22 protein-coding genes and 1 riboswitch are annotated in these 26,085 nt (G+C 73.2%); of the genes, 10 read left to right on the forward strand and 12 right to left on the reverse strand.

Going from position 1 to position 26,085, the window contains the following annotated elements:
• Nucleotides 1–56: 56 nt before the first annotated feature.
• Nucleotides 57–1,421, reverse strand: a complete 1,365-nt coding sequence (locus ACWEFJ_RS05455; RefSeq protein ID WP_449713015.1) for an L-serine ammonia-lyase — start codon at nt 1,419–1,421, stop codon at nt 57–59.
• 4 nt (nt 1,422–1,425) lie between these two features.
• The gene (gene gcvH / locus ACWEFJ_RS05460) at nt 1,426–1,806 is read right to left on the reverse strand and encodes a glycine cleavage system protein GcvH (protein ID WP_378083482.1); all 381 of its coding nucleotides are present in this window, start codon (nt 1,804–1,806) and stop codon (nt 1,426–1,428) included.
• Between the two features lie 120 nt (nt 1,807–1,926).
• Nucleotides 1,927–2,021, reverse strand: a riboswitch (glycine riboswitch).
• A gap of 195 nt (nt 2,022–2,216) precedes the next feature.
• Between gcvH and ald the strand changes: the two genes are divergently transcribed.
• From ald to ACWEFJ_RS05490, 6 genes are all read left to right on the forward strand, one after another.
• The gene (ald, locus tag ACWEFJ_RS05465) at nt 2,217–3,323 is read left to right on the forward strand and encodes an alanine dehydrogenase (RefSeq protein ID WP_378083481.1); all 1,107 of its coding nucleotides are present in this window, start codon (nt 2,217–2,219) and stop codon (nt 3,321–3,323) included.
• 340 nt (nt 3,324–3,663) lie between these two features.
• Nucleotides 3,664–3,846: a hypothetical protein gene (locus ACWEFJ_RS05470; RefSeq protein ID WP_123745591.1), complete on the forward strand. Its 183-nt coding sequence runs from the start codon at nt 3,664–3,666 to the stop codon at nt 3,844–3,846.
• 5 nt (nt 3,847–3,851) lie between these two features.
• Nucleotides 3,852–4,226: a hypothetical protein gene (locus tag ACWEFJ_RS05475; protein ID WP_378083477.1), complete on the forward strand. Its 375-nt coding sequence runs from the start codon at nt 3,852–3,854 to the stop codon at nt 4,224–4,226.
• 48 nt (nt 4,227–4,274) lie between these two features.
• Nucleotides 4,275–5,510, forward strand: a complete 1,236-nt coding sequence (locus ACWEFJ_RS05480; RefSeq protein ID WP_449713016.1) for an ATP-binding cassette domain-containing protein — start codon at nt 4,275–4,277, stop codon at nt 5,508–5,510.
• Entirely contained in the window at nt 5,510–6,382 is an 873-nt protein-coding gene (locus ACWEFJ_RS05485) for an ABC-2 transporter permease (protein WP_378083473.1), read from the forward strand. The genes ACWEFJ_RS05480 and ACWEFJ_RS05485 overlap by 1 nt, the downstream gene beginning before the upstream one ends.
• A 96-nt stretch (nt 6,383–6,478) precedes the next feature.
• Complete coding sequence (locus ACWEFJ_RS05490) at nt 6,479–10,249, forward strand: ABC transporter ATP-binding protein (protein WP_449713017.1); 3,771 nt, start codon at nt 6,479–6,481, stop codon at nt 10,247–10,249.
• A 112-nt stretch (nt 10,250–10,361) separates the two neighbouring features.
• Here ACWEFJ_RS05490 and ACWEFJ_RS05495 read toward each other — a convergent pair whose 3' ends face one another.
• The gene (locus tag ACWEFJ_RS05495) at nt 10,362–10,847 is read right to left on the reverse strand and encodes an SRPBCC family protein (protein WP_449713018.1); all 486 of its coding nucleotides are present in this window, start codon (nt 10,845–10,847) and stop codon (nt 10,362–10,364) included.
• Nucleotides 10,844–11,209, reverse strand: a complete 366-nt coding sequence (locus ACWEFJ_RS05500; RefSeq protein ID WP_449713019.1) for an ArsR/SmtB family transcription factor — start codon at nt 11,207–11,209, stop codon at nt 10,844–10,846. The genes ACWEFJ_RS05495 and ACWEFJ_RS05500 overlap by 4 nt, the downstream gene beginning before the upstream one ends.
• A gap of 371 nt (nt 11,210–11,580) precedes the next feature.
• On the opposite strand from ACWEFJ_RS05500, the gene ACWEFJ_RS05505 reads away from it, so the two are divergent.
• Together ACWEFJ_RS05505 and ACWEFJ_RS05510 are read left to right on the forward strand one after the other, a co-directional pair.
• Entirely contained in the window at nt 11,581–15,300 is a 3,720-nt protein-coding gene (locus ACWEFJ_RS05505; RefSeq protein ID WP_378083464.1) for a multifunctional oxoglutarate decarboxylase/oxoglutarate dehydrogenase thiamine pyrophosphate-binding subunit/dihydrolipoyllysine-residue succinyltransferase subunit, read from the forward strand.
• An 87-nt stretch (nt 15,301–15,387) separates the two neighbouring features.
• Nucleotides 15,388–15,567: a DUF6104 family protein gene (locus tag ACWEFJ_RS05510; protein WP_360788852.1), complete on the forward strand. Its 180-nt coding sequence runs from the start codon at nt 15,388–15,390 to the stop codon at nt 15,565–15,567.
• Here ACWEFJ_RS05510 and ACWEFJ_RS05515 read toward each other — a convergent pair.
• Both ACWEFJ_RS05515 and ACWEFJ_RS05520 read right to left on the reverse strand, forming a co-directional pair.
• A complete protein-coding gene (locus ACWEFJ_RS05515; RefSeq protein WP_449713020.1) occupies nt 15,531–16,208 on the reverse strand; it encodes a class I SAM-dependent methyltransferase in 678 nt (225 codons plus the stop codon). The genes ACWEFJ_RS05510 and ACWEFJ_RS05515 overlap by 37 nt on opposite strands.
• Before the next feature lie 28 nt (nt 16,209–16,236).
• Nucleotides 16,237–17,229, reverse strand: coding sequence for an aldo/keto reductase (locus tag ACWEFJ_RS05520; protein ID WP_378083459.1), 993 nt, complete (start codon nt 17,227–17,229; stop codon nt 16,237–16,239).
• 62 nt (nt 17,230–17,291) lie between these two features.
• Here ACWEFJ_RS05520 and ACWEFJ_RS05525 point away from each other — a divergent pair, with 62 nt between their 5' ends.
• A complete protein-coding gene (locus ACWEFJ_RS05525; protein WP_449713021.1) occupies nt 17,292–17,456 on the forward strand; it encodes a hypothetical protein in 165 nt (54 codons plus the stop codon).
• 14 nt (nt 17,457–17,470) lie between these two features.
• Here the strand turns inward: ACWEFJ_RS05525 and ACWEFJ_RS05530 are convergent, their stop codons facing one another.
• Nucleotides 17,471–18,373, reverse strand: a complete 903-nt coding sequence (locus ACWEFJ_RS05530; protein WP_378083457.1) for a LysR family transcriptional regulator — start codon at nt 18,371–18,373, stop codon at nt 17,471–17,473.
• Nucleotides 18,374–18,443: 70 nt separating this feature from the next.
• Between ACWEFJ_RS05530 and ACWEFJ_RS05535 the strand changes: the two genes are divergently transcribed.
• A complete protein-coding gene (locus ACWEFJ_RS05535; RefSeq protein WP_378083455.1) occupies nt 18,444–19,325 on the forward strand; it encodes a dihydrodipicolinate synthase family protein in 882 nt (293 codons plus the stop codon).
• Here ACWEFJ_RS05535 and hutI read toward each other — a convergent pair.
• From hutI to hutH, 5 genes are read right to left on the reverse strand one after another with little or no spacing between them, the layout of a single operon-like run.
• Nucleotides 19,285–20,430 (reverse strand): imidazolonepropionase, encoded by a 1,146-nt coding sequence (hutI, locus tag ACWEFJ_RS05540; RefSeq protein WP_449713022.1) that lies wholly within the window; start codon nt 20,428–20,430, stop codon nt 19,285–19,287. The two genes, ACWEFJ_RS05535 and hutI, sit on opposite strands and share 41 nt — an antisense overlap.
• Nucleotides 20,427–21,692: a formimidoylglutamate deiminase gene (locus ACWEFJ_RS05545; RefSeq protein ID WP_449713023.1), complete on the reverse strand. Its 1,266-nt coding sequence runs from the start codon at nt 21,690–21,692 to the stop codon at nt 20,427–20,429. The genes hutI and ACWEFJ_RS05545 overlap by 4 nt, the downstream gene beginning before the upstream one ends.
• A complete protein-coding gene (locus ACWEFJ_RS05550; RefSeq protein WP_449713024.1) occupies nt 21,689–22,867 on the reverse strand; it encodes an allantoate amidohydrolase in 1,179 nt (392 codons plus the stop codon). Before ACWEFJ_RS05550 ends, ACWEFJ_RS05545 begins: the two co-directional genes overlap by 4 nt.
• Entirely contained in the window at nt 22,860–24,503 is a 1,644-nt protein-coding gene (gene hutU, locus ACWEFJ_RS05555) for a urocanate hydratase (RefSeq protein WP_449713025.1), read from the reverse strand. Before hutU ends, ACWEFJ_RS05550 begins: the two co-directional genes overlap by 8 nt.
• Entirely contained in the window at nt 24,503–26,008 is a 1,506-nt protein-coding gene (hutH, locus tag ACWEFJ_RS05560) for a histidine ammonia-lyase (RefSeq protein WP_449713026.1), read from the reverse strand. The genes hutU and hutH overlap by 1 nt, the downstream gene beginning before the upstream one ends.
• Nucleotides 26,009–26,085: the final 77 nt, after the last annotated feature.

A 26,085-nucleotide genomic window follows, 5' to 3' on the forward strand; every position in this document is an offset into this window, starting at 1 on the left:
GGGATCGCGCGCGTGGCCGGGGTCGCCGCCCCCGAGGACGGCGACCCCGGCGCGGGTCAGCACTCGATGACGTTCACCGCGAGCCCGCCGCGCGCGGTCTCCTTGTACTTGACCTTCATGTCCTTGCCGGTCTCGCGCATGGTCTTGATGACCTTGTCCAGGGACACGAAGTGCGCGCCGTCCCCCCGCAACGCCATCCGCGCCGCCGTGATCGCCTTGATCGACGCCAACGCGTTGCGCTCGATGCACGGGATCTGCACGAGTCCCCCGATCGGGTCACATGTCAGCCCCAGGTTGTGCTCCATCGCGATCTCGGCCGCGTTCTCGACCTGCTCCGGCGTGCCGCCCAGCACCTCGGCCAGCCCGCCCGCCGCCATCGAGCACGCCGAGCCGACCTCGCCCTGGCACCCCACCTCGGCGCCCGAGATCGACGCGTTCTCCTTGAACAGCACGCCGACCGCGCCCGCCGTCAGCAGGAACCGCACCACCCCGTCGTCGGACGCGCCGGGCACGAACCGGGTGTAGTAGTGCAGCACCGCGGGCACGATGCCGGCCGCGCCGTTGGTCGGCGCGGTCACCACGCGACCCCCCGCGGCGTTCTCCTCGTTCACCGCCAGCGCGAACAGGGTCACCCAGTCCATCACCCGCAACGGGTCCGTGGCGTAGTGCTCGGCGGCCAGCCGGCGGCGCATCTCCGCCGCCCGCCGCCGCACCTTCAACCCGCCGGGCAGCACGCCCTGCTCCGTGCAGCCGCGCTCCACGCACTCCTGCATCACGCCCCAGATGTGCAGCAGGCCCGACCGCACCGACGCCTCGTCGCGCCACGACAGCTCGTTGGCGAGCATCACCTCGCTGATCGACAGCCCGGTCTCCCGGCACCGGGCCAGCAGCTCGTCACCGGTCCGGAACGGGTGGGCGACGCGCGTCTCGTCGGCCTTGATCCGGTCGGTCCCGGTGGCCGTCTCGTCCACCACGAACCCGCCGCCGACGGAGTAGTACACCGCCGAGTCGACCACCGACCCACCCGCGTACGCCTCGAAACTCATCCCGTTGGGGTGCAGCGGCAGCGACTTGCGCCGGTGCATCACCAGGTCGGCGTCCTCCCGGAACGCGATCTCCCGCACGCCGCCCAGCCGCAGCCGCCCGATGGCGCGGATCTCCGCCGTCCGCCGCTCGGCCTCGACCGGGTCCACCTCCTCCGGCCGGTGGCCCTCCAGCCCCAGCAGCACCGCCTTCGGGCTGCCGTGCCCGTGGCCCGTCGCGCCCAGCGACCCGAACAGCTCGACGCGCACCCGGTCCACCGAGCCGAGCACGGGACCCAGCCGGTCCGCGAACATCATCGCGGCCCGCATCGGGCCGACGGTGTGCGAGCTGGACGGTCCGATCCCCACCGAGAACAGGTCGAACACGCTGATCGCCATGACGTCAGTCCCCGGTCAGTTCCGCGTACTTGGCGGCGGTCAGCAACCCGGTCGCGTCGGTCACGGCCACCTTGAACAGCCAGCCGGCCCCGTACGGGTCGTTGTTGATCAACGACGGGTCCCGCACGGCGTCCTCGTTGACCGCCACGACCTCGCCGCTGACCGGCGCGTACAGGTCGCTCACGGACTTGGTGGACTCCAGCTCGCCGCACACCTGGCCGGACGTCACCGCGGCGCCGACCTCCGGCAGCTCCACGAAGACGATGTCGCCCAGCGACCCCGCGGCGTACGACGTGATCCCGACCGCCACGGGCTCCTGGGTACCCGGCGCCCAGTCGACCCACTCGTGCTCGGGCGTGTAAAGCAGGTTGTCCGGAAAAGTCACGACAGCGCTCCCTAACGGCGAGGTCCGGATCCCCACTCTGTCCTGGGACCTGAGAGCTTCGCCGCGACGTCGCGGCTTGCACCGTGGGTGCGCGCCGGAGGGCGCGCTTTCCAGAGTCGCCTCACCCGAGCGGTTCTCGCTGCCTGAGAGTGTGCGGGGTACTTGCTCCTTCGGCGCCCCGGCCGTGGCACCGAGGTCTCTCCCGCGCGGGTTCCGGCGCTCACGACGCGCCGCGGCCGATGTTCAGTTGGTTGGCCCGCACGCTAGGTGCCGCCCCGGACGGGTGTCAACGCGCCGTCCGGCTTGTGCGGCCGGCACAACCGGTTCCCGGCGCGTTCGTGCCGGCCGCACGATGACACCGATCACCCGTTGACGGACCTTGGGTGTAACAACGGCCGAAGGAGCCCACCGTGCGGATCGCAGTTCCCCGCGAGATCAAGAACCACGAGTACCGCGTCGCGCTGACCCCGGCGGGCGCCCACGAGCTGACCCAGCGCGGCCACGACGTGGTGGTCGAGGCCGGCGCGGGCCTCGGTTCGGCCATCACCGACGAGGAGTACCTGGCGGCCGGCGCGAAGGTCCTCGCCACCGCGGACGACGTGTGGGCCGAGGGCGACCTGGTGCTGAAGGTCAAGGAGCCGGTGGCCGAGGAGTACCCGCGGCTGCGCAAGGGCCAGGTCCTGTTCACCTACCTGCACCTGGCCGCCGACCGGCCGCTGACGCAGGCGCTGCTGGACTCCGGCACGACCGCCATCGCCTACGAGACCGTGCAGACGCCGAACGGCGCGCTGCCGCTGCTCGCGCCGATGTCCGAGGTCGCGGGCCGGCTCGCGCCGCAGGTCGGCGCGTTCTCGCTGATGAAGCCCTCGGGCGGGCGCGGCGTGCTGCCCGGCGGCGTGCCCGGCGTGCACCCGGCACGCGTGGTCGTCATCGGCGGCGGCGTGGCCGGCCTCAACGCGGCCGCGATCGCCGTGGGCCTGGGCGCGGACGTGGAGATCCTGGACACCAACGTCGACCGGCTGCGCCACATCGACGCCCTCTACCAGGGCCGCCTGCGCACCGTGACCTCCAACCGCTACTCGGTCGAGCAGGCGGTCCGGGAGGCCGACCTGGTGATCGGCGCGGTGCTGGTGCCCGGCGCGAAGGCCCCGAAGCTCGTGAGCAACGAGCTGGTGGCCGACATGAAGCCCGGCTCGGTGCTCGTGGACATCGCGATCGACCAGGGCGGCTGCTTCGCCGACTCGCGGCCGACCACCCACGCCGACCCGACCTACCAGGTGCACGACTCGGTCTTCTACTGCGTGGCGAACATGCCCGGCGCGGTGCCCCGCACGTCCACCTACGCGTTGACGAACGTGACGCTGCCCTACGCCGTGGCGCTGGCCGACCACGGCTGGGAGGCGGCGCTGCGCGCGGACGCGTCCCTGGCGCTCGGGCTGAACGCGCACGACGGCCTGCTGACCAACCTGCCGGTCGCGGAGGCGCACGGGATGGCCCACACGCCGCTGGAGTTCTGAGCCCCCGACGCGAAGGGCCCCGCTCACGTGCTGTGAGCGGGGCCCTTCGGCGATGAAGACGGCCCGCTCAACCAGCCTGGGGGTCACTGGGAGCGGGCCGCGTGACCAATCCTAGCGCCGAACCCGGCTCCGTGCCCAGCGACCCCACCGAGCCGGCCGACATTTCCGCGGACCTCGACCACGCACCGTGCGCGACCTCAGGCGAATGAGTGAATTCGCGTCGTAACAGGTAAGTCACGACGACCCGGCGACCGATGCACAGGACGGGAGCCCCGTGGCTACGCAGCGGGGTCGTCCGCTCGCGCGGCCCCCTGCCGCGCCACCGCCGATCGGAGTGCAGATGGCTGAACCCGAAGGTTGGATCGACTGCCACGACCCGTTCGGGCGGGACCGGTCGATGACCGTGCTCGTCGAGGACGACCGAGTCCTGCTGGTCGCGCCGCCGGGCGAGTCCGCTGTGATGTCCGTCACGCAGACCCGTCGGCTGCACCGGCTGCTCGACCAAGTCGCCGACAGGATGTGACGGGCGTGGACGAGGCACTGCGGGCGGCCGTGCTGCGCCGGCTGGCCAGTGTGGACGAGGCGGTCGAGCGCGGCGAGGCGGAGTCCCTCGTGCCGCTCGCGCGGTCCGAGATCCACCGCCTGGCCGACGGGTGGCGGCTGCTGCTGACCGTGCACCAACCGGATCCCGACGGCCGCTGCGGCGCGTGCCCCGGCGTCCTGCGGCACCGGAAGTGGCCGTGCCAGGTGTGGACGATGGCCCACCAGCACCTCATCGGCGACGGCCTGCCGCACCGCGAGCGCCGTCGCCCGCTGCGCACGCTGCGCCGTTCGTCCGAGGTGGAGACCACGACCGAGATACCGAAGGTGGCCTCGAAACCACGACACGCCCTCCCCGAGTAACCCTCCTAGGGCAGGATGACGCCCGGTAGGAGTACTCGGGAGGGACGCGTGCACGACGGCAGTGGCCGCATCGTGGTGCAGAACTTGACCAAGCAGTTCGGTCCGGTCGCAGCGGTGCAGAACCTCAGCTTCACGGTGGAACCCGGTTCGGTGACCGGCTTCCTCGGCCCCAACGGGGCGGGCAAGACGACGACGTTGCGCATGCTGCTCGGCCTGGTGACCCCGACCGCGGGCACCGGGTTGATCAACGGCAGGCCGTTCGACCAGCTCGGCAACCCGGCGCGGGTGGTCGGCGCGGTGCTGGAGGCGCAGGGCTTCCACCCCAAGCGCACGGCCCGCAACCACCTGCTCGTCTACGCCGCCGCGATCGGCGTGCCGGACTCGCGCGCCGACCAGGTGCTCCAGCTCGTCGGGCTCGGCGCGGCGGGCGACCGCAAGGCGGGCGGGTTCTCGCTGGGCATGAAGCAGCGGCTGGCGCTGGCCACGGCGCTGCTCGGCGACCCGCAGATCCTGGTGCTCGACGAGCCGGCCAACGGGCTGGACCCGGAGGGCATCGCGTGGCTGCGGACGTTCCTGCAGTCCTACGCGCGCAGCGGCCGGACCGTGCTGATCTCCAGCCACCTGCTGGCCGAGGTGGAGCAGACCGTCGACCAGGTGGTCATCATCAGCCGCGGCCAGACCATGTACTACGGGCCGCTGGACCACCTGCGCGAGCAGCAGCAGGGCCGGGTGCTCGTGCAGCCGTCCGACACCGGGGCGTTGGTCGCGGCGCTGACCGAGGGCGGGATCACCGCGATCGAGCAGCTGCCCGACGGCCGGCTCGCGATCGCCGGGGTCGAGGCCAAGCAGGTCGCCGACACCGCGCTGCGGGCGGGCGTGTCGATCTACGGCATCCAGGAGGAGAAGGCCGACCTCGAACGGCTGTTCTTCCAGCTCACCAACGGCCAGTACGCGGGTCAGCAGGCGCAGCCGGTCGCCTACCAGCAGCCGGGGTACGGCCAGGGCTACCAGCAGGCGGGGTACGCGCAGCCCGGTTACCAGCCCGGCTACCAGCAGCAACCCGGCTACCAGACGCCGCAGGCGTTCCAGCAGCCCTACCAGGCCCAGCCCTACCAGGCCCAGCCGTACCAGGCCCAGCCCCACCAGGCGCAGCCGCCGACCGGTCCGCAGCCGTACCAGCAGCCGCCGCAGGGCTACCAACCACCACCGGGGTCCCAGCCGCCGCCGCAGGACAACCCGTACGGTCCGAACCAGGGTCAGGGCGGCCTCGGGGGCGGTGCGTGATGGGCAACCTGATCAAGTCGGAGTTCCGCAAGACCACCACCACCGGCCTGTGGTGGGGCCTGATGATCCCGACCGTGCTGCTCGCGTTCGGCTGGGCGCTGGGCACGGGCGCGATCTTCAAGACCGTCTCGGACTTCATGAGCAGCTCCGAGGCCGAGGAGCTGGCCGCGCTGCTCAACGTGGACCCGTCGCAGTGGCAGCTGTCGGTGTTCGGCATGGCCCGCAGCATCAACGTGGCCACGATCTTCCCGATGATCTTCGGCGGCCTGGCGATCGCGAACGAGATCAACCGCAAGACCATCACGACCACGTTCCTCACCGCGCCGAACCGGGTGTCGGCGCTGGCCGCGAAGATGATCGTCTACGTGGCGTGGGGCGCGATCTTCGGCATCGTGATCGTGGCCGCGGTGAGCATCGGCACCGCGCTCACCTCGGACTCCGGCTCGCTGCCCGACGCGGGCGGCTGGCTCGCGCTGGCCGGGGTCGGCGTGCTCGCGTCGATCCTGATGACCATGTTCGGGGTCGGCGTCGGCGCGCTGATGACCAGCGTCGTGGGCACCACCGTGGTCCTGCTGCTCTACATGCTGATCGTGGAGAACGGCATCCAGCTCGTGCTGGCGTCCCAGGGCCTGCCGGAGATCATCGGCTTCCTGCCCAACGGCGCGGTCAACGGCCTGACCGGGTCGGTGGCGACGTCGCTGTTCCTGGCCAACGCCGGGGTGGTGCCGGACGACATGGTGGAGGGCCTGCGGGCCCTCGGCGGCGCGCTGGGCGCGTTCGACTGGTGGCTGAGCGGGTTGATCTTCCTGGTGTGGACGGCGTTGTTCTTCCTCGGCGGCTGGGCGGCCACCCAGCGTAAGGACATCACCTGATCGCGTGATCTTGATCGTCTGACGGAGGCCGCCCGGAACTTCGGGGCGGCCTTCGTCACATCCGTCGCGGCCACCGCGTCGGTGGGCGGACCTAATGTGGGTCGGGTGACTACCTCCGACGGCTGGATCCGCAGGCTCGCCACCGCGTGCTGGCAGCACCGCGCCCTCGTGGTGTGGTCCGTGCTGGCCGCCGTCGTGGGCGTGGGGTTGCAGGCCGTCGGCCCGCTGCTGATCAAGGTCGCGGTGGACGACGCGATGGCGGGCCGCACGGACCGGCTCGCCGTCCTGGCCGCCGCGCTGGTCGGGCTGGAGCTGCTGACGTTCGGCACGGCGTTCGTGCGCCGGTTCCTCGGCGGCAAGCTGGCCGTGGACGTGCAGCACGACCTGCGCCAGGCGGTGTTCGGCGCGGTGCAGCGGCTGGACGGGCCGAAGCAGGACGCGTTGCGCACCGGCCAGGTGGTGTCCCGCTCGATCACCGACCTCCAGCTGGTCAACAGCCTGCTGTCGATGACGCCCCTGGCGTTCGGCACGGTGGTGTTCGCGGTGGCCGCCGTGGTGGCGATGTTCTGGCTGTCGCCGCTGCTGACCCTGGTGGCGCTGGTGATCCTGCCCGCGGTCGGCGTCGTCGCGGCCCGCAGCAGGCTCACCCTCTTCCCGGCGACCTGGTCGGCGCAGCAGCGCGCGGCGGACGTGGCGCAGCAGGTCGAGGAGACCGTCACCGGCGTGCGCGTGGTGAAGGGGTTCGGGCAGGAGGAGCGCGAGGTCTCGCGGCTGGAGTCGCGGGCGAGGCTGCTGTTCGCCGAGCGGATGCGGGCCGCGCGGCTGACGTCCCGGCCGGCCGCGACGCTGGGCTCGCTGCCCTACCTCGGCCAGGTCGCGGTGCTCGCGCTGGGCGGTTGGCTGGCGTTGCGGGGCGAGGTGACGCTGGGCACGTTCCTGGCGTTCGCGACCTACGTGGCCACCCTGGTCGGCCCGACCCGGCTGCTGGCGAGCCTGATGGTGACCGCCCAGCTGGCCCGCGCGGGTGTGGAGCGGGTGTACGAGCTGATCGACTCACAGCCGGACGTGGTGGACGGCGAGCGCGAGGTGCCCGCCGGTCCGGTGGCCGTGGAGCTGCGGGACGTGACGTTCGGGTACACGCGCAGCGAGCCGGTGCTGTCGGGGGTGTCGCTGCGCGTCGAGCCCGGCGAGACGCTGGCGATCGTGGGCACGGCGGGGTCGGGCAAGTCGACGGTGTCGCTGCTGCTGCCCCGGTTCTACGACGTGCACGAGGGCGCGGTGTCCGTCGGCGGGGTGGACGTGCGCGAGCTGCGGCTGTCGTCGTTGCGCCAGGCCGTGGGCACGGTGTTCGAGGAGGCGTTCCTGTTCTCCGACACGGTGCGGGCGAACATCGCCTACGGGCGGCCGGACGCGTCCGACGAGCAGGTGCGGGCGGCGGCGCGGGCGGCCGAGGCGCACGCGTTCATCGAGGCGCTGCCGAACGGCTACGACACCGTGGTCGGCGAGCGGGGGCTGACGCTGTCGGGCGGCCAGCGGCAGCGGGTCGCGCTGGCCCGCGCGCTGCTGTCGGACCCGCGGGTGCTCGTGCTGGACGACGCGACGTCGGCGGTGGACAACGCGACCGAGGCCGCGATCCACCGGACGCTGGCCGCGGTGACGGCCGAGCGGACCACGCTGCTGATCGCGCACCGGCGGTCGTCGCTGGCGCTGGCGGACCGCATCGCGGTGCTGGACGCGGGCCGCGTGGTCGACGTGGGCACGCACGCCGAGCTGCACGGGCGCTGCCGCCTCTACCGCGACCTGCTGGCCGGTCCGGGCGAGGCGATCGAGCAGGTGGACCCGCGGGCCGACGCGCGGCTCGAACCCGGTCCCGACGGCACGACGCCGGAGCTGTGGCCGGAGTCGGAGTCCGACGGGTTGGCCGTGCGCGCGGCGAACCGGGCGGCCGGTCCGGCGACCGGGGCGCGGGGTGGCGGCGGCACGTCGGCGCTGCTCGGCGGCACCCCGCCGACCCCGGAGCTGATGGCGCGGGTGCACGCCCTGCCGCCCGCGCGGGACGTGCCGGTGCTGCGCGGCGAGGACCCGAGGGCGCCCGACCCGGGGTTCCGGCTGCGGACGCTGCTGCGGCCGGTCCGGTGGGCGATGCTCGGCGTGGCCGGCCTGCTGCTGGTGGACACGGCGCTGGCGGTGGCGACGCCGAACCTGGTGCGGCTGGGGGTCGACCGCGGGGTGGTCGGCGGTCAGCCGGGCTGGCTGTGGGCGGCGGCCGGGATCAGCCTCGCCCTCGTGCTGGCCGGGTGGGTGTCCGCGGCGGCGGGCACGGTGGTGACGTCGCGGGTCGGCGAGCGGCTGCTGTACCTGCTGCGCGTGCGCAGCTACGCCCACCTGCAACGGCTCGGGCTGGACTACTACGAGCGCGAGATGGCCGGGCGGATCATGACCCGGATGACCACGGACGTGGACGCGCTGTCCAGTTTCCTCCAGACCGGGCTGACGACGTTCGCGATCAGCGTGCTGACCGTGGTCGGCATCGCGGTCGCGCTGGTCGCCACCGACCCCGGGTTGGCGCTGGTGGCGCTGGCCGTGCTGCCGGTCCTGCTGATCGCGACGGTGATCTTCCAGCGGCTGTCGTCGGCCGCGTACGCGGAGGCGCGGGAGCGCGTCAGCGCGGTGAACGCCGACCTGCAGGAGAACGTGTCGGGGCTGCGCGTGTCGCAGGCGTACACGCGGGAGGCGCGGTCGGCGGAGGCGTTCGCCGCGCGCAGCGACGCCTACCGCCGGTCCCGGATCCGGGCGCAGCGGTACATCGCCACGTACTTCCCGTTCCTGTCGCTGCTGTCGGGGGTGGCGCAGGCCGGGGTGCTGGTGGTGGGCGCGTACCGGGTGGCCGACGGGACGCTGTCGCCCGGTGTGCTGCTGGCGTTCGTGCTGTACCTGGGGTTGTTCTTCTCGCCGCTGTACCAGCTGTCCGGGGTGTTCGACGGGTACCAGCAGGCCCGGGTGGGCCTGAGCCGGATCGCCGACCTGCTGCGCACGCCGACGACCGTGCCGCCGGCCGCCGACCCGGTGCCGGTGCGGGCGCTGCGCGGCGAGGTGGAGCTGCGGGACGTGACGTTCACCTACCAGGGCGCCACCCGGCCCGCGCTCGACGGCGTGTCGCTGCGCGTGGCCCCCGGCGAGACGGTGGCGTTCGTCGGCGCGACCGGCGCGGGCAAGTCGACGCTGGTCAAGCTGGTGGCGCGGTTCTACGACGTGACCGCGGGCGCGGTGCTGGTCGACGGGGTGGACGTCCGCGACTACGACCTGTCGCAGCTGCGGCAGCGGCTCGGCGTCGTGCCGCAGGAGGCGCACCTGTTCGGCGGCGACGTCGCCGAAAACGTCGCCTACGGCAAGCCGGACGCGAGCCGGGCCGAGGTCGAGGCGGCCGTGCGGGCGGTGGGCGCGCTGCCGGTGGTCGCCTCGCTGCCGTCGGCGTTCCACCAGCAGGTCGGCGAGCGGGGCCAGGGGCTGTCCGCGGGCCAGCGGCAGCTGGTCGCCCTGGCGCGGGCCGAGCTGGTCCAGCCGACCTTGCTGCTGCTGGACGAGGCCACGGCCGCGCTGGACCCGGCGACCGAGTCGGCGGTGCTGGAGGCGAGCGATCGGCTGGCGGGCGCGCGCACGACGTTCGTGGTGGCGCACCGGCTGGCCACGGCGGCGCGGGCGGACCGGATCGTGGTGCTGTCGGAGGGGCGGATCGTGGAGGAGGGCACGCACGCCGAGCTGCTGGCCGCGAACGGCCACTACGCCCGCCTCTGGTCGCACGGCCTGGACGAGGGCGTGGGGCACGGCACGGACCAGGGCTCAGCCGCGCTGACCACGACCCACTGACCACGACCCACCGACCACTATCCACCGACCACGGCCGCGTCGCGGATGCGGGTGACGCGGGCACGGGGCAGCCCCGCGGCCGGTTCGGCACGCGGGGCGCGGTCGGTCCGGGTCAGGACCCGGCGAGCAGGTCGTCCAGCTGCTCGTACCCCTCGACGACCCCGGTCTCCATGCCGCTCGCCAGCGCCATGTCACGGGCCTCGGTCGACTCGAACACGCTCACCACGTGCAGCCGCGTCCGCCCGCCGTCCAGCTCCTCCAGGGTCAGCGTCTCCAGCGCCACCCCGTCGGGGTAGCCCTCGAACGTGAACGTCTGCACGATCCGCTCCGCCGGCCGCACCTCGTGGAACGAACCGTAGAACCGGTACTCCTCGTCACCGCGGCTGTGCACGTACCGGTACGCGCCACCGGTCGTCGCGTCCCACCGGTCCACCCGCATGGTCACCGAACGCGGCCCCAGCCACTTCACCACCAGCTCCGGGTCGACGTGCGCCCGGAACACCGACTCCCGGGACGCGTCGAACTCGCGGGTGATGTGGATGACCGGCAGGGCCGGGTCGGCGCTGATGCCCGTCTCGGGGTGCGTGGTCGTGGTCATGATGCTTCTCCTTCGACATCGGTCTCGGTGCGGTCCCGCGACGGGTCCTCCAGCTCGGCGAGCACGGCGTCCAGCCGCCGGTAGCGCTGCTCCGCCTCGCGCCGGTAGCGCTCGATCCACTTCGTCATCAGGTCGAACACCTCCGCCTCGAGGTGGACGGGCCGCCGCTGGGCCTGCCTGCCGCGGCTGACGAGGCCGGCCTCCTCGAGCACCTTCAGGTGCTTCGACACGGCCTGCACGGTCACGGAGTACGGCTCGGCCAACTCGTTCACCGTCGCGTCGCCCACCGCCAGCCGCGCCACCATGTCGCGCCGGATCGGGTCGGCCAGGGCCGAGAAGACCCGCGACAACTGGTCGTCCACCGCCATCTCCTTACTCAACCTCTCGGTTGAATACCACCGTAGGAGCCCTCCCCCTGCTTGTCAACCACGAAGTTGAACAAGCAGGTCAGAGCCGCACTGACACCTCTGGTTCAGACCTCTGAACACCTCACCGCGACACCGCGCCCGCAGTGCGCAGAACTACTCCGAGTCGATGCACCGCCGGGCGTGTGACGGGCTTAACCTCAAGTGATGCTCAAGCACCCATAACGCGAACCGATCTCCTGACCGATTCTGTGAGAGAACACTCCCGCCGCTGCCCCTCCTGTGTGTGAACTGCACCAGACGGGGGACTAGCCTGACCATGAGTGAGTCATTACCAAGAGCGAGATGGATAGAGGCGAGCGCCAGCCGTGTCCAGCAGCAGTCCTGCTTCTCAGTTCGGCCCCAACGAGTGGCTGGTCGAGGAGATGTACGAGCAGTTCCTCGCCGACCCGTCGTCGGTAGACCCGGCCTGGCACGACTTCTTCGCCGACTACAAGTCGACGCAGCGGTCGGGCAACGGGGCGACGACGGCCGCGGAGAACGGCACCACGACCGCCACCCGGCCCGCTCCGACCCAGTCCGCGCCCGCGGCCACACCGGCGCCCGCGCCCGCACCGGCCCCCGCGCAGCAGCAGCCGCAGCCGCAGGCGCCGAAGCAGCAGCCGAAGTCCGCTCCCGCGGCCCCGAAGCCCGCGGCCAAGCCCGCGCCCGCCGAGGCGGCCAAGGCCGCGCCGGTGCAGCAGACCAAGGGCGAGGAGCAGAAGCAGCTCCGCGGCGCCGCCGCCGCGATCGCGAAGAACATGGAGCTGTCGCTCACCGTCCCGACCGCGACGAGCGTGCGCGCCGTGCCGGCCAAGCTGCTGGCCGACAACCGCATCGTGATCAACAACCACCTCAAGCGCACCCGCGGCGGGAAGGTCTCCTTCACCCACCTGATCGGGTACGCGGTGGTGCGGGCGCTCAAGGCGTTCCCGAACATGAACCGGCACTTCGCCGAGGTCGACGGCAAGCCGTTCGTGGTCACGCCCGAGCACGTGAACTTCGGCCTGGCGATCGACCTGCCCGGCAAGGACGGCTCGCGCTCGCTGGTCGTGGCGTCGATCAAGGGCTGCGAGAACATGACGTTCACGCAGTTCTGGCAGGCGTACGAGGACCTGATCCGCAAGGCGCGGACCGGCTCGCTGACCGCCGAGGACTTCTCCGGCACCACCATCTCGCTCACCAACCCGGGCACGATCGGCACCAACCACTCGGTGCCGCGGCTCACCGCGGGCCAGGGCGCGATCATCGGCGTCGGCGCGATGGAGTACCCGGCGCACTTCCAGGGCACCAGCGAGCAGGCCCTGACGGACATGGGCGTCAGCAAGATCATCACGCTGACCTCCACCTACGACCACCGCATCATCCAGGGCGCGGAGTCGGGCGAGTTCCTCAAGCGCATCCACCAGCTGCTGCTCGGCGAGGACGGCTTCTACGACGACGTGTTCACGTCGCTGCGGCTGCCGTACGAGCCCATCCGCTGGGTCGCCGACATCCCCGAGGGCGCGGTCGACAAGACCGCCCGGGTGATCGAGCTGATCGACGCGTTCCGCACCCGCGGTCACCTGATGGCCGACACCGACCCGCTGAACTACCGCCAGCGCAGCCACCGCGACCTCGACGTGCTGTCGCACGGCCTGACCCTGTGGGACCTCGACCGGGAGTTCCCGGTCGGCGGGTTCGCGGGCCAGGAGCGGATGAAGCTGCGCGACATCCTGGGCGTGCTGCGCAACTCGTACTGCCGCACGGTCGGCGTCGAGTACATGCACATCCTGGACCCGGAGGAGCGCCTCTGGATCCAGGAGCGCGTCGAGGTGCCGCACGAGAAGCCGCCGGCCACCGTGCAGAAGTACATCCTGTCGAAGCTCAACGCCGCCGAGGCGTTCGAGACCTTCCTGCAGACGAAGTACGTCGGCCAGAAGCGGTTCTCGCTGGAGGGCGGCGAGACCGTCATCCCGCTGCTGGACGCGGTGCTGGACAAGGCCGCCGAGCACGAGATCGACGAGGTCGTCATCGGCATGCCGCACCGCGGCCGGCTGAACGTGCTGGCGAACATCGTCGGCAAGCCGATCTCGCAGATCTTCCGCGAGTTCGAGGGCAACCTCGACCCGGGCCAGGCGCACGGCTCGGGCGACGTGAAGTACCACCTGGGCGCGGAGGGCAAGTACTTCCGCATGTTCGGCGACGGCGAGACCAAGGTGTCGCTGACCGCGAACCCGTCGCACCTGGAGGCCGTGGACCCGGTGCTGGAGGGCATCGTCCGGGCCAAGCAGGACATGCTCGACAAGGGCGGCGAGGGCTTCACCGTGCTGCCGGTCGCGCTGCACGGCGACGCCGCGTTCGCGGGCCAGGGCGTGGTCGCCGAGACGCTGAACCTGGCGCTGGTGCGCGGCTACCGCACCGGCGGCACGGTGCACGTGGTGGTCAACAACCAGGTCGGCTTCACCACCGCGCCCGAGCACTCCCGCTCGTCGAAGTACTCCACCGACGTGGCGAAGATGATCGGCGCGCCGGTGTTCCACGTGAACGGCGACGACCCGGAGGCGTGCTACTGGGTCGCGAAGCTGGCGGTGGACTACCGGCAGGCGTTCAACAAGGACGTCGTGATCGACATGGTGTGCTACCGCCGCCGCGGCCACAACGAGGGCGACGACCCCTCGATGACGCAGCCGGCGATGTACGACGTGATCGACACGAAGCGCTCGGTGCGCAAGACCTACACCGAGTCCCTGATCGGCCGCGGCGACATCTCCGTCGAGGAGGCCGAGAAGGCGCTGCAGGACTTCTCCTCGCAGCTGGAGCACGTGTTCAACGAGGTCCGGGAGCTGGAGAAGCACCCGATCAAGACCTCGCCGTCGATCGAGCAGGAGCAGCAGGTCCCGGCCAAGCTGCCCACCGGCATCGAGCGGTCGGTCATCGAGAAGATCGCCGACGCGCACGTGAACCTGCCCGAGGGCTTCACCCCGCACCCGCGGGTCAAGCCGGTGCTGGAGCGGCGCGCCAAGATGGCCCGCGAGGGCGGCATCGACTGGGCGTTCGCCGAGCTGCTCGCGTTCGGGTCGCTGGTGCTGGAGGGCCGCACGGTCCGCCTGGCGGGCCAGGACTCGCGGCGCGGCACGTTCGTGCAGCGGCACGCTACGCTGGTGGACCGCAAGAAGTCCGAGGAGTACACCCCGCTCCAGAACCTGGCCGAGAACCAGGGCAAGTTCATGGTGTACGACTCGGTGCTGTCGGAGTTCGCGGCGCTGGGCTTCGAGTACGGCTACTCGGTCGCCAACCCGGACGCGCTGGTGCTGTGGGAGGCGCAGTTCGGCGACTTCGTCAACGGCGCGCAGCCGATCATCGACGAGTTCATCTCGTCCGGTGAGGCGAAGTGGGGCCAGGTGTCCGACGTCGTGCTGCTGCTGCCGCACGGCCACGAGGGCCAGGGCCCGGACCACACGTCCGGCCGCATCGAGCGGTTCCTCCAGCTCTGCGCGGAGGGCTCGATGACGATCGCGGTGCCGTCGACGCCGGCGAACTACTTCCACCTGCTGCGGCGGCACGCGCTGGACGGCGTGAACCGGCCGCTGGTGGTGTTCACCCCGAAGTCGATGCTGCGCCTGAAGGCCGCGACCAGCCCGGTGGAGGCGTTCATCTCCGACAAGTTCCAGTCGGTGATCGACGACCCGAGCGGCGTGGACAAGGGCGCGGTGCGCAAGGTCCTGCTGTGCAGCGGCAAGATCTACTACGAGCTGCTGGCCGAGCAGGAGAAGCGGGGCGTCAAGGACGTCGCGATCGTGCGCATCGAGCAGCTCTACCCGGTGCCGGCGCGGAAGCTGACCGAGGCGCTGGACCGCTACCCGAACGCCACCGAGGTGCGCTGGGTCCAGGAGGAGCCGGCGAACCAGGGCGCGTGGCCGTTCTTCGGGCTGGCGCTGCCGGAGCTGCTGCCCGAGCGGTTCGCCGTGAAGCGCGTCTCGCGCCGCCCGATGGCCGCCCCGTCCGCGGGGTCGTCCAAGGTGCACGAGGTCGAGCAGCGCGAGCTGATCGCGAAGGCGTTCGAGTAGGGAACTTTCCGGGCCGGGCCGAGCCGTCGACACCTCCGGGTCTCGACGGCTCGGCCGTTTCCCGTTCGCGTGCGTGGGAGGAAGACCGTGTACTTCACCGATCGTGGCATCGAGGAGCTGGAGTCCCGCCGGGGCGAGGAGGAGGTGACGTTCGCCTGGCTCGCCGACAAGCTCCGGGCGTTCGTCGACGCGAACCCCGACTTCGAGACCGCGGTCGAGCGCCTGGCCACCTACCTGGCGCGCGACGACGAGGACTTCGAGGACTGAGGGCGGGCGGAGAACCAGGTCCGGTCGGCGGTGAGCCACCGGTCGTGGACCAGGCCGGCCGCGTCGAGGGCGGACCGGAGGTCGGCCTCGGACAGCCGGCGCGCGGTGAACGGGTGCGACCACGACCGGTCGCCGACCCGGTAGTCCACGGTCGCGCTGAGCAGCCCGCCGTGGCGGCACACGTCCCGCAACGAGGTGCGCACGGGCCCGGCGGCCCCGCCCTGCCCGTCCGCCGCGGTCTCGAACCAGGACGGCGGGTGCCACTGGACGACGAGCCGCCCGTCGGCCGCGAGGTGACGGGCGGCCGCCGCGAGCATCCCGTGCCGCTCCGCGCCGTCCGGCGTGTTGACCAGGTGGGCGGCGAGGAGCACGCCGCCGAACCGCCGCCCGAGCCGCACCTCCCCGATCCGCCCGAGCACCGCCTCCACGCCGTCCAGGTGGGCGAGCATGTCGGGCGACTCGTCCACCCCGACCACCGGGTGGCCGAGCGCCACGAGCCGGTGCGCGATCCGCCCGGCGCCGCACCCGAGTTCGAGCACCTCCGCCCCGGCCGGCAGCACCCCGTGCACGATCTCGGCCTCGCCGAGCGGCGGGAACAGGGTGTAGACCTCGACGGGACTGCCGTCCGGGGCGGTGGTCACGACTCGCACTCCTCCACGGTGGCGGGGCCTACCAGGCGTACGCCTCCGGGGCGGGTTTGCTGCCGTTCGGGCCCGGGGGTGGGAAGAGGTCGTCCAGCTTGGCCAGCACCTCGTCGTCCAGGGCGATCGCGGTCGCCCGCAGCGAGCCGTCGAGCTGGTCGAGGGTGCGCGGGCCGATGATGGGAGCCGTCACGCCGTCCTGGTGCAGCAGCCAGGCCAGGCCCAGGTTGGCCGGGTCCTCGCCGAGGTCGGCGGACAGCTTCTCGTAGGCCTCGATCGCGTCCCGGCGCTTCTCCAGCTCCTCCTGGCTGCGCCCGCTGTTGCCGCGGGAGGCGGTGCCCTCGCGCTGCTTGCGCAGCACGCCGCCGAGCAGGCCGCCGCCCAGCGGCGACCACGGGATCACGCCGATGCCGTAGTGCCGGGCGGCGGGCAGCACCTCCAGCTCCACGAACCGGTTCACCAGGTTGTAGATGGACTGCTCGCTGACCAGCCCGAGGAAGTGCCGCTGCCGGGCCGCCTCCTGGGCCTGCGCGAGGTGCCACCCGGCGAAGTTGGACGACCCGAAGTAGATCACCTTCCCCTGCCGGCGCAGCACCGAGAACGCCTCCCAGATCTCGTCCCACGGCGTGTCGCGGTCCACGTGGTGCATCTGGAGGAGGTCGATGTGGTCGGTCTGCAACCGGCGCAGCGACGCGTCCGCCGCGCGCCGGATGTGCAGCGCGGACAGCCGCCGCTCGTTGGGCCAGTCGCCCATGTCGCCGTACAGCTTGGTGGCGATGACGGTCCGCTCGCGCCGCCCGCCGCCCTGGGCGAACCAGCGGCCGATGATGTTCTCGGTGATGCCCTCGCCGCGCTGCCAGCCGTAGACGTCGGCGGTGTCGAAGAAGTTGATGCCGTGCTCGTGGGCCCGGTCCATGATCGCGTGGCTGTCGGCCTCCGACGTCTCGGGACCGAAGTTCATCGTGCCCAGGCACAGGCGGGACACGGACAGGCCGGAACGGCCGAGCTGCGTGTACTCCATGCGGCCAGCCTGCCGGACGCGGAGCGCCTCGACCACCCAGGCCGACTGCGGATGGTGGCGATGTGGGAGCGGTGGAGGGGCGGAGGGCGGAGGGGATGGGCACGCGGCAGGCGGGCGGGCACGCGGCGGTGCGGGCAGGCACGCGGGCGGGCGGGCGGCAGGCGGGCGGGCACGCGGCGGTGCGGGTGGCAGCGGACCGGGCGGAGGTCAGGTGGGCGGCAGGGTGACGGCCCGCGGGCGTTCACGGCCGGCCGTGGGCGGTCAGGTAGGCGGCCGTGGAGGTTTGCAGGGCGGTGACGCACGCGGCGACCACGGGGTGCGCGCCGGCGCCCCGGCGGTAGGCGATGCGGGTGCGGCGGTGGACGTCCAAGGGGGCGAGGTGGACGTCCGCGGGCGGGTGGGCCGCGCCCAGTTCCGGCACCAGGGCGACGCCCTGGCCGGCGGCGACCAGGGCCAGCACGGCGGTGAAGTCGTCGGCGTGGTGGCGCACCCGGGCGGTGAAGCCGGCGGCCTGGCAGACCCTCATCGCCACGGTGTGGCACAGCGTGCCGGGGCTGCCGACGATCCACGCCGCGTCCCGGGCGCTCGCGATCGTCCCGTCGGGCCACCCGCGCGCGGGCACGGCCAGGAACACCTTCTCGTCCAGCAACCGCACCGAGTCCACGCCGGGGTCGGGCTCGACCGGCGCGATGTCGTAGTCGTGCCACAGCGCCACGTCGAGGCGGCCGTCGCGCAACGCGTCCGGCATGTCGACCGGGTCCAGCTCGGTCACCATGAGGTCGAGCGCCGGGTGGTCGCGGCCCAGCGCGACCAGCGCGGCGGGCAGCAGGGTCGGCACGGCGCTGGGGAACGCGCCGATCCGCACCGCGCCGGACAGGCCGGTGCGCGCGGCGGCCACGGCGGCGGACGCGGCCTCCAGCGCGGCCAGCACCGTCTCGGCGTGCCCGACCAGGGCCGTGCCGGCGGGCGTGAGGCGGACGCTGCGGCCGGTGTGCTCCAGCAGCGGCACGCCCGCCTGCCGCTGGAGGGCGGCGAGCTGCTGCGACACGGCCGACGGCGTGTAGGCGTGGGCGCGGGCCACGGCTGCGATCGTGCCCAGGTGGGCCAGGTCGCGCAGCAGCCGCAGGCGGCGGACGTCGAGCATCAGTTCAGCTTACGGTTCTGTTGAGGAACGCGAACTGGTCCTTCACGGTTTCACCGGGCACCGTGGTGGCATGACGCTCACGGGCCTGTTCCTCCCCCTGATCACGCCGTTCGACCGGTCGGGCGCGGTCGCGCTCGACGCGCTGGACGCCCTGGCCCACCAGGCGCTGGACGACGGCGCACGGGGGCTCGTGGCGCTGGGCACGACGGCGGAGCCGTCCTCGCTCACCCCGGACGAGCAGCGCGCCGTCCTCGGCGTGGTGACCCGCGTCTGCCGCGAGCGCCACGCGCCGCTGGTGGTCGGCGCGAACACCCCGGAGGCGCTGCGGGCGCTGGCCGGCCACCCGGAGGTGGTGGCGTCGCTGACCACCGTGCCGTCGTTCGTCCGGCCCGGCGAGGAGGGCGCGCTGGCCCACCTGGCCCGGCTGGCGGCGGGCAGCCCCGTGCCGCTGGTCGTGTACGACATCCCGTACCGGACCGGGCAGTACCTGTCGGCGGGCGCGCTGCGGCGGTTGGCGGACGTGCCGGGCGTGGTGGGGCTCAAGTACGCGGCGGGCGGCATCAACGCCGACACGGTCGACCTGTTCGCCGACCTGCCGCCCGGCCTGGCCGTCCTCGGCGGGGACGACGCGTTCGTCTCGCCGCTGCTCGCGCTGGGCGCGCACGGCGGCATCCTGGCTTCCGCGCACGTCGCCACCGACGGGTTCGCCCGGTTGATCGACGCCTGGCACGCCGGCGACGTCACCACCGCACGCGCCCTGGGCGGGCGGCTGAGCACGCTGTCGGCGGCGTTGTTCGCCGAGCCGAACCCGACCGTGATCAAGGCCGTGCTGCACCGGCTGGGCCGCATCCCGACCCCGGACGTCCGCCTGCCGCTGCTGCCCGCCGGACCGGGCAGCACGTCGGCCGCCCTCAGCGCGATCGAACCCCTGCTCGCCACACCGCGTGCGTGAGCGGAACGCCGGGGCGGTACGCCAGGTGGGTGGTCGAGGGGGCGTCGAGCACGTGCACGTCGGCGCGGGCGCCGGGTGACAGGCGCCCGACGTCGGTGCGGCGGAGCGCCTTCGCGCCGTTCAGGGTGGCGGCGGTGACGGCTTCCTCGACGGTCATGCCCATCTGGAGGACCGCCGTCGCCACGCAGAACGCCATCGACGTGGTGTAGGAGCTGCCGGGGTTGCAGTTGCTCGCCAGGGCGACCGTCGCCCCGGCGTCGAGCAGGGCGCGCGCGGGCGCCAGGGCCTGCCGGGTCGACAGGTCGCACGCGGGCAGCAGGGTGGCGACGGTGTCGGAGCCCGCCAGCGCGTCCACGTCGGCGGCGGACAGGTACGTGCAGTGGTCGACGCTGGCCGCGCCCAGCTCCACGGCCAGCCGGACGCCCGGCCCCTCGCCGAGCTGGTTGCCGTGCACGCGCAGGCCCAGGCCCCTGGCGCGGGCGGCCTCCAGCACGGCCCGGGACCGGTCCTCGTCGAACGCGCCGCGCTCGCAGAACACGTCCGCCCACCGCACGTGCGGCGCGACCGCGTCCAGCATGTCGCCGACCACGAGCGCCACGTACTCGTCCGGGTCCGCACCCGGCGGCACGAGGTGCGCGCCCAGGAAGGTCACCTCGTCGGCCGCCCCGGCGGCGATCCGGGCGGACCTCAGCTCGTCCTCGACCGTCAGCCCGTACCCGGTCTTGGTCTCGATCGTGGTCGTGCCCTGCGCCACGGCCTCGCCGACCAGCCGCCGCAGGTTCGCCGCCAGCTCCTCGTCGGACGCCGCGCGGGTGGCGCCGACGGTCACCGCGATGCCGCCCGCCGCGTACCCCTGGCCGGCCATGCGCGCCTCGAACTCGGCCGTGCGGTCGCCCGCGAAGACGAGGTGCGCGTGGCTGTCGACCCAGCCGGGCAGCACCGCCCGGCCCGCCACGTCGACCCGCTCGTCGGCGGGCGGCGCGGACGCCGCGGGCCCGACCCACCCGACCCGGTCGCCGACCAGGACCAGGGCGGCGTCGGTCAGCCGGCCCAGCTCGGGGTCGTTGGTGGTCAGCTCGCCGATCCCGGTGATGAGGGTGCTCATCCGACCGCTCCCCACAGCCTCGCCACGTCGCCCAACCGCTCGTGCACGCCGTCGCGCGCCACCACCGTGCCGCCGACCACCACCACGCCGACGTCGGACGCCGTGGCGGTCAGCACCACCTGTTCCGGCTCCGACCCGGCGGTCCGGACGGAGTCCAGCCGGACGGCCACCAGGTCGGCCGGCGCGCCGACCTCGATCCGGCCCGCCTCCGGCCACCCGATCGAGGCGTGGTTGGTGAGCGCGCCGACGAGTTCCGCCGGGCTGAACCGCCCGCGCCGGCCGGTGCGCAGGCGCTCGTTGTGCTCCAGCGCCCGCGCCTCCAGCAGCGGGTCGACCACCGCGTGCTGGTCGCTGCCCAGCGACAGCGGCGACCCGGCGTCGGCCAGCTCGCGCGCCGGCCCGATGCCGTCCGCCAGGTCCGCTTCCGTGGTCGGGCAGAAGCACACGCCGGTCCGGGTCGAGCCGAGCAGGCCGATGTCGCTTGCCGACAGGTGCGTGCCGTGCACGGCCGTGGTGCGCGGCGTGAGCGCCCCGGCCTCCGCCAGCAGCTCGGTCGGCGTCCTGCCGTACGCCGCCAGGCACGCCTCGTTCTCGGCCGGTTGCTCCGACAGGTGCACGTGCAGCGGCCGATCGGGGAATGCCCCGGCCACCAGCGACAATGTTTCACGTGGCACGGCGCGGACGGAGTGGATCGCCGCGCCGATCCTGGTGTTGGGGTCCCCGCGCAGCTCGGCGACCCGGTCGAGCCACCGGTCCCCCGTGCCGTCGGAGAACCGCTCCTGGACCCCGCGCACGGGCTGCCCGATCCCGCCCGCCAGGTAGCAGGCGTCCAACAGGGTGAGCCTGATGCCGGCGTCGAGCGCGGCCTGCCGCAGCGCCTCGGCCATCTCGTTGCCGCCGTGGTGCAGGTAGTGGAACTCGCCCACCGCGGTCACCCCGGCCACGGCCATCTCCGCGTACACCGCCGTGGCCAGCTCGCGGTAGGAGTCGGGCGTCAACCGCTCCGCCACCGCGTACATCCGGTCGCGCCACGTCCAGAACGTGCCGCCGTCGGAGTGCGTGCGCCCGCGCAACGCCCGGTGGAACGCGTGCGAGTGCGCGTTGGCGAACCCCGGGAACACCAGGCCGTGCAACCGTTCCGCGCCCAGCGGGATCGTGTCCACTGTGGACACGGACGTGATCGTGCCGCGGTCCACGCGCACGAGCACCCGCGACGCGATCCCGTCCGGCAACCACGCCCGCTCGCACCAGAAGCTCTTCATCGCGCCAGGTGCTCCAGCGTCGCGGCCAGCGCCGCCACGCCCGCCGCGCAGTCGTCCGCCTCGGCGAACTCCTCCGGCGCGTGGCTGATCCCGGTCGGGTTGCGCACGAACAGCATGGCGGTCGGCACGTGCGCGGCCAGGATGCCCGCGTCGTGCCCGGCCCCGGTGGGCAGCGCGGGCGTGTCGCCGCCGAGCGCGTCCCGCACCCGGGCCATGAGGTCGGTGTCGAAGTGGACCGTGCCGCCCCAGCTCTCCTCGGTCACGCGCACCTCGCAGCCCTCCTCCGCCGCCGCCGCGCGGGCCGCCTCCGTGATGTGGGCGACGACCTCGCGGGTGCGCGGCTCGTCGTCGGCCCGCGCGTCCAGCCACACGTCCACCGACGACGCGATCACGTTGGTGCCGCCCGGGTTCGGCACGATCCGGCCCACCGTCGCGCGCGCGCCGGACGTCGCCGTGCGGCGGGCCGCCAGCACCACTTCGGCGGCGGGGAGCATCGGGTCGCGCCGGTCCTCGATCAGCGTCGCCCCGGCGTGGTTGCCCTCGCCGGTGAACGTGTACCGCCAGCGGCCGTGCGCCAGGATCGAACTCGCCAGCCCCACCGGCACGTCGAGCCCGCGCCCCTGCTCGACGTGCAGCTCCACGAACGCGCCGACGGACGACAGCGCCCGGTCGTCGCGCCCCATCCGCAGCGGGTCGAACCCGGCCGCGTGGGCGGCCTCGCCGAACGTGACGCCGTCCGCGTCGACCAGCCGGGCCGCGGCCTGCGCCGTGATCGCGCCCGTCATCAGCCGCGACCCGAGGCAGGCGACGCCGAACCGGCCGCCCTCCTCCTCCACGAACACCACGATCGCCACCGGCTTGGCCGGCGTGAACCCCTTGGCGCTCAACAGGTCCACCGCCTGCAACGCCGACACGACGCCGAGCGGCCCGTCGAACGCGCCCCCGCCGGGCACCGAGTCGAGGTGGCTGCCGGTGACCACGGCGTCCGGGCCGGGCGTGCCCCACCACGCCCAGATGTTGCCGTTGCGGTCGGGCCGCACGTCCAGCCCGCGCCGCTCGGCCTCCTCGACGAACCAGGCGCGCAGTTCGAGTTCCACGGCGTCGAAGCCGTGCCGGGAGTAGCCGCCCCGCCGCCGGTCGCGCCCGACGTCGGCGAGGTCCGCGAGGTCAGTCACGGGCGCTCATCGGGATCGGCACGTGCTTCTCGGCGGCGACGTCGATCGCCCGCTGGTACCCGGCGTCCACGTGCCGGATCACGCCCATGGCCGGGTCGTTGGTCAGCACCCGCTCGATCTTGCGCGCCGCGAGCGGCGTGCCGTCGGCGACGGTGACCTGGCCCGCGTGGATGGACCGGCCGATGCCGACGCCGCCGCCGTGGTGCAACGACACCCAGGTGGCCCCGGACGCGGTGTTGACCAGGGCGTTGAGCAGCGGCCAGTCGGCGATCGCGTCCGAGCCGTCGGCCATCGCCTCGGTCTCCCGGTAGGGCGACGCGACCGAGCCGCAGTCCAGGTGGTCGCGGCCGATGACGATCGGCGCGGACAGCTCGCCCGAGGCGACCATCTCGTTGAACTTCAGGCCCGCGAGGTGGCGTTCGCCGTAGCCGAGCCAGCAGATCCGGGCGGGCAGGCCCTGGAACTCGACGCGCTCGCCGGCCATCCGGATCCAGCGCGCGAGCTTCTCGTTCTCCGGGAACAGCTCCAGGATCGCCCGGTCGGTCCTGGCGATGTCGGCCGGGTCGCCGGACAGCGCGGCCCAGCGGAACGGGCCCTTGCCCTCGCAGAACAGCGGCCGGATGTAGGCGGGCACGAAGCCGGGGAAGTCGAACGCCCGCTCGCACCCGCCGAGCTTGGCCTCGCCGCGGATCGAGTTGCCGTAGTCGAACACCTCCGCGCCGCGGTCCAGGAACCCGACCATCGCCTCGACGTGGTCGGCCATCGACTCGCGGGCCCGGTCGGTGAACTCGTCGGGCTTCCCGGCGGCGTAGTCCGGCCAGTCCTCGACCGCGACGCCCTTCGGGCAGTACGCCAGCGGGTCGTGCGCGGAGGTCTGGTCGGTGACGATGTCGACCGGCACGTCCCGGCGCAGCAGCTCGGGCAGCACCTCGGCGGCGTTGCCGATCAGGCCGACCGACAGCGCGCGGCCCTCGGACTTCGCGGCGAGGACGCGGGCGATCGCGTCGTCGATGTCGTCGGCGATCTCGTCCAGGTAGCGGGTCTCCACCCGGCGGCGCGCCCGCTGCGGGTCGATCTCGACGCACAGCGCCACGCCCTCGTTCATGGTGACCGCAAGCGGTTGCGCGCCGCCCATGCCGCCGAGCCCGGCGGTGACCGTCAACGTGCCGCGCAGCGTGCCGTTGAACCGCTTGTCGGCCACGGCGGCGAACGTCTCGTAGGTGCCCTGGAGGATGCCCTGGGTGCCGATGTAGATCCACGACCCGGCGGTCATCTGGCCGTACATGGTCAGGCCCTCGGCCTCCAGGCGGCGGAACTCGGGCCAGGTGGCCCAGTCCGGCACGAGGTTGGAGTTCGCGATGAGCACGCGCGGCGCCCACTCGTGCGTGCGCAGGACGCCCACCGGGCGGCCGGACTGCACGAGCAGCGTCTCGTCGTCCGCCAGCTCGGTCAGCTCGCGGCTGATGGCGTGGAAGCTCGGCCAGTCGCGGGCCGCCTTGCCCGTGCCGCCGTAGACGACCAGGTCGTCGGGGCGCTCGGCCACGTCGGGGTCGAGGTTGTTGTGGAACATCCGCAGCGCGGCCTCGGTCGGCCAGCTGCGCGCGGTGAGGTCGGTCCCTCGGGCGGCGCGCACCATCAGAGTGCTCCCTTCCGGATGAGGTCTTCGGCGGCGGCGATCTCGGGCGCGAGGTGGCGGTCGGGGCCGGGGCCCGGGACGTGCTCGCGCAGCTTCGCCACGGCCGCCGCGGTCGCGGGCGCGGGGTTGAGCGGTTTGCGCAGGTCCAGCGCACGGGCCGCGGTCAGGAACTCGATCGCGAGGACGCGCCGCAGCCCGTCCACGGCCTGCCGCAGCTTGCGCGCGGCCGACCAGCCCATCGAGACGTGGTCCTCCTGCATGGCGCTGCTCGGGATCGAGTCGACCGACGCGGGCACGGCCAGGCGCTTCAGCTCGCTGACGATCGCGGCCTGCGTGTACTGGGCGATCATGTGGCCCGAGTCGACGCCCGGGTCGTGCGCCAGGAACGGCGGCAGGCCGTGCGACCGGCTCACGTCGAGCATCCGGTCGGTGCGCCGCTCGGCGATGCTCGCCACGTCGGCGGTCGGGATGGCGAGGAAGTCCAGCACGTAGGCGATCGGCGCGCCGTGGAAGTTGCCGTTCGACTCGACCCGGCCGTCGGCCAGCACCACCGGGTTGTCGATCGACGACGCCAGCTCGCGGTCGGCGACCGTCGCGGCGTAGGCGACGGTGTCCCGGGCCGCGCCGTGCACCTGCGGCGAGCAGCGCAGCGAGTAGGCGTCCTGGACGCGGGTGCAGTCGGGGCCGCGGTGGCTGTCCATGATCTCGGAGCCGCGCAGGATCTCCGCCATGCGCCGCGCGGACCGGCCCTGGCCGGGGTGCGGGCGCAGCGCGTGCAGGTCCGCGGCGAACACGCGGTCCGTGCCGAGGAGGGCTTCCACGCTCATCGCGGCGGTCAGGTCGGCGACGTCGAGCAGGTAGTCCAGGTCCCGGATGGCGAGGACCAGCATCCCGAGCATGCCGTCCGTGCCGTTGATCAGCGCCAGGCCCTCCTTCTCGGCCAGGCGGACCGGCTCGATGCCCGCCGCCGCGAGCGCGACGGACGCCGGGACGAGCGCGCCGTCGGCGTCGCGGACGTCGCCCTCGCCGGTCAGCGCCAGCGCGGCGGCGGACAGCGGCGCGAGGTCGCCCGAGCAGCCCAGCGAGCCGAACTCGTGCACGACCGGGGTGATGCCCGCGTTGAGCATCGCGGCCATCGCCTCCGCGGTCTCCAACCGGACGCCGGTGTGCCCACTGGCCAGGGTCTTGAGGCGGAGCAGGACGAGCGCGCGGACGACCTCCCGCTCGACCTCGGGACCCGCGCCCGCCGCGTGCGAGCGGACCAGGGACTGCTGGAGGGCGGCCCGGCGGTCCGGCGGGATGTGCCGGACCGCCAGCGCGCCGAAGCCGGTGGACACGCCGTAGGTCGGCCGTTCGGCCGTGGCCAGGCGTTCGATGTGCGCGCGGGCGGCGGTGACCGCCTCGCGGGCCGCCTCCGTGATCTCCACGCGCGCGTCGCCCCTGGCCACGGCGTGGACGTCGGCGCGGGTCAGGGGTTTCGGACCCAGCTGCACGGGTTGCTGCATGTGCCCATCTCAACCCGGCGGCCCCATCCGCACGACCCGATATCCGCCGATCGTGTCTGGGATACGAGACGGTTCGG

This window comes from Actinosynnema sp. NPDC004786, from assembly GCF_053601135.1.

Excerpts from the sequence above, each read along its gene's own strand:
- ACWEFJ_RS05455 (WP_449713015.1), bottom strand. The coding sequence starts at position 1,421 with ATGGCGATCAGCGTGTTCGACCTGTTCTCGGTGGGGATCGGACCGTCC.
- ACWEFJ_RS05470 (WP_123745591.1), top strand. The coding sequence starts at position 3,664 with ATGGCTGAACCCGAAGGTTGGATCGACTGCCACGACCCGTTCGGGCGG.
- ACWEFJ_RS05485 (WP_378083473.1), top strand. The coding sequence starts at position 5,510 with ATGGGCAACCTGATCAAGTCGGAGTTCCGCAAGACCACCACCACCGGC.
- ACWEFJ_RS05495 (WP_449713018.1), bottom strand. The coding sequence starts at position 10,847 with ATGACCACGACCACGCACCCCGAGACGGGCATCAGCGCCGACCCGGCC.
- ACWEFJ_RS05520 (WP_378083459.1), bottom strand. The coding sequence starts at position 17,229 with ATGGAGTACACGCAGCTCGGCCGTTCCGGCCTGTCCGTGTCCCGCCTG.
- ACWEFJ_RS05530 (WP_378083457.1), bottom strand. The coding sequence starts at position 18,373 with ATGCTCGACGTCCGCCGCCTGCGGCTGCTGCGCGACCTGGCCCACCTG.
- ACWEFJ_RS05535 (WP_378083455.1), top strand. The coding sequence starts at position 18,444 with ATGACGCTCACGGGCCTGTTCCTCCCCCTGATCACGCCGTTCGACCGG.
- hutI (WP_449713022.1), bottom strand. The coding sequence starts at position 20,430 with ATGAGCACCCTCATCACCGGGATCGGCGAGCTGACCACCAACGACCCC.
- ACWEFJ_RS05545 (WP_449713023.1), bottom strand. The coding sequence starts at position 21,692 with ATGAAGAGCTTCTGGTGCGAGCGGGCGTGGTTGCCGGACGGGATCGCG.
- hutU (WP_449713025.1), bottom strand. The coding sequence starts at position 24,503 with ATGGTGCGCGCCGCCCGAGGGACCGACCTCACCGCGCGCAGCTGGCCG.
- hutH (WP_449713026.1), bottom strand. The coding sequence starts at position 26,008 with ATGCAGCAACCCGTGCAGCTGGGTCCGAAACCCCTGACCCGCGCCGAC.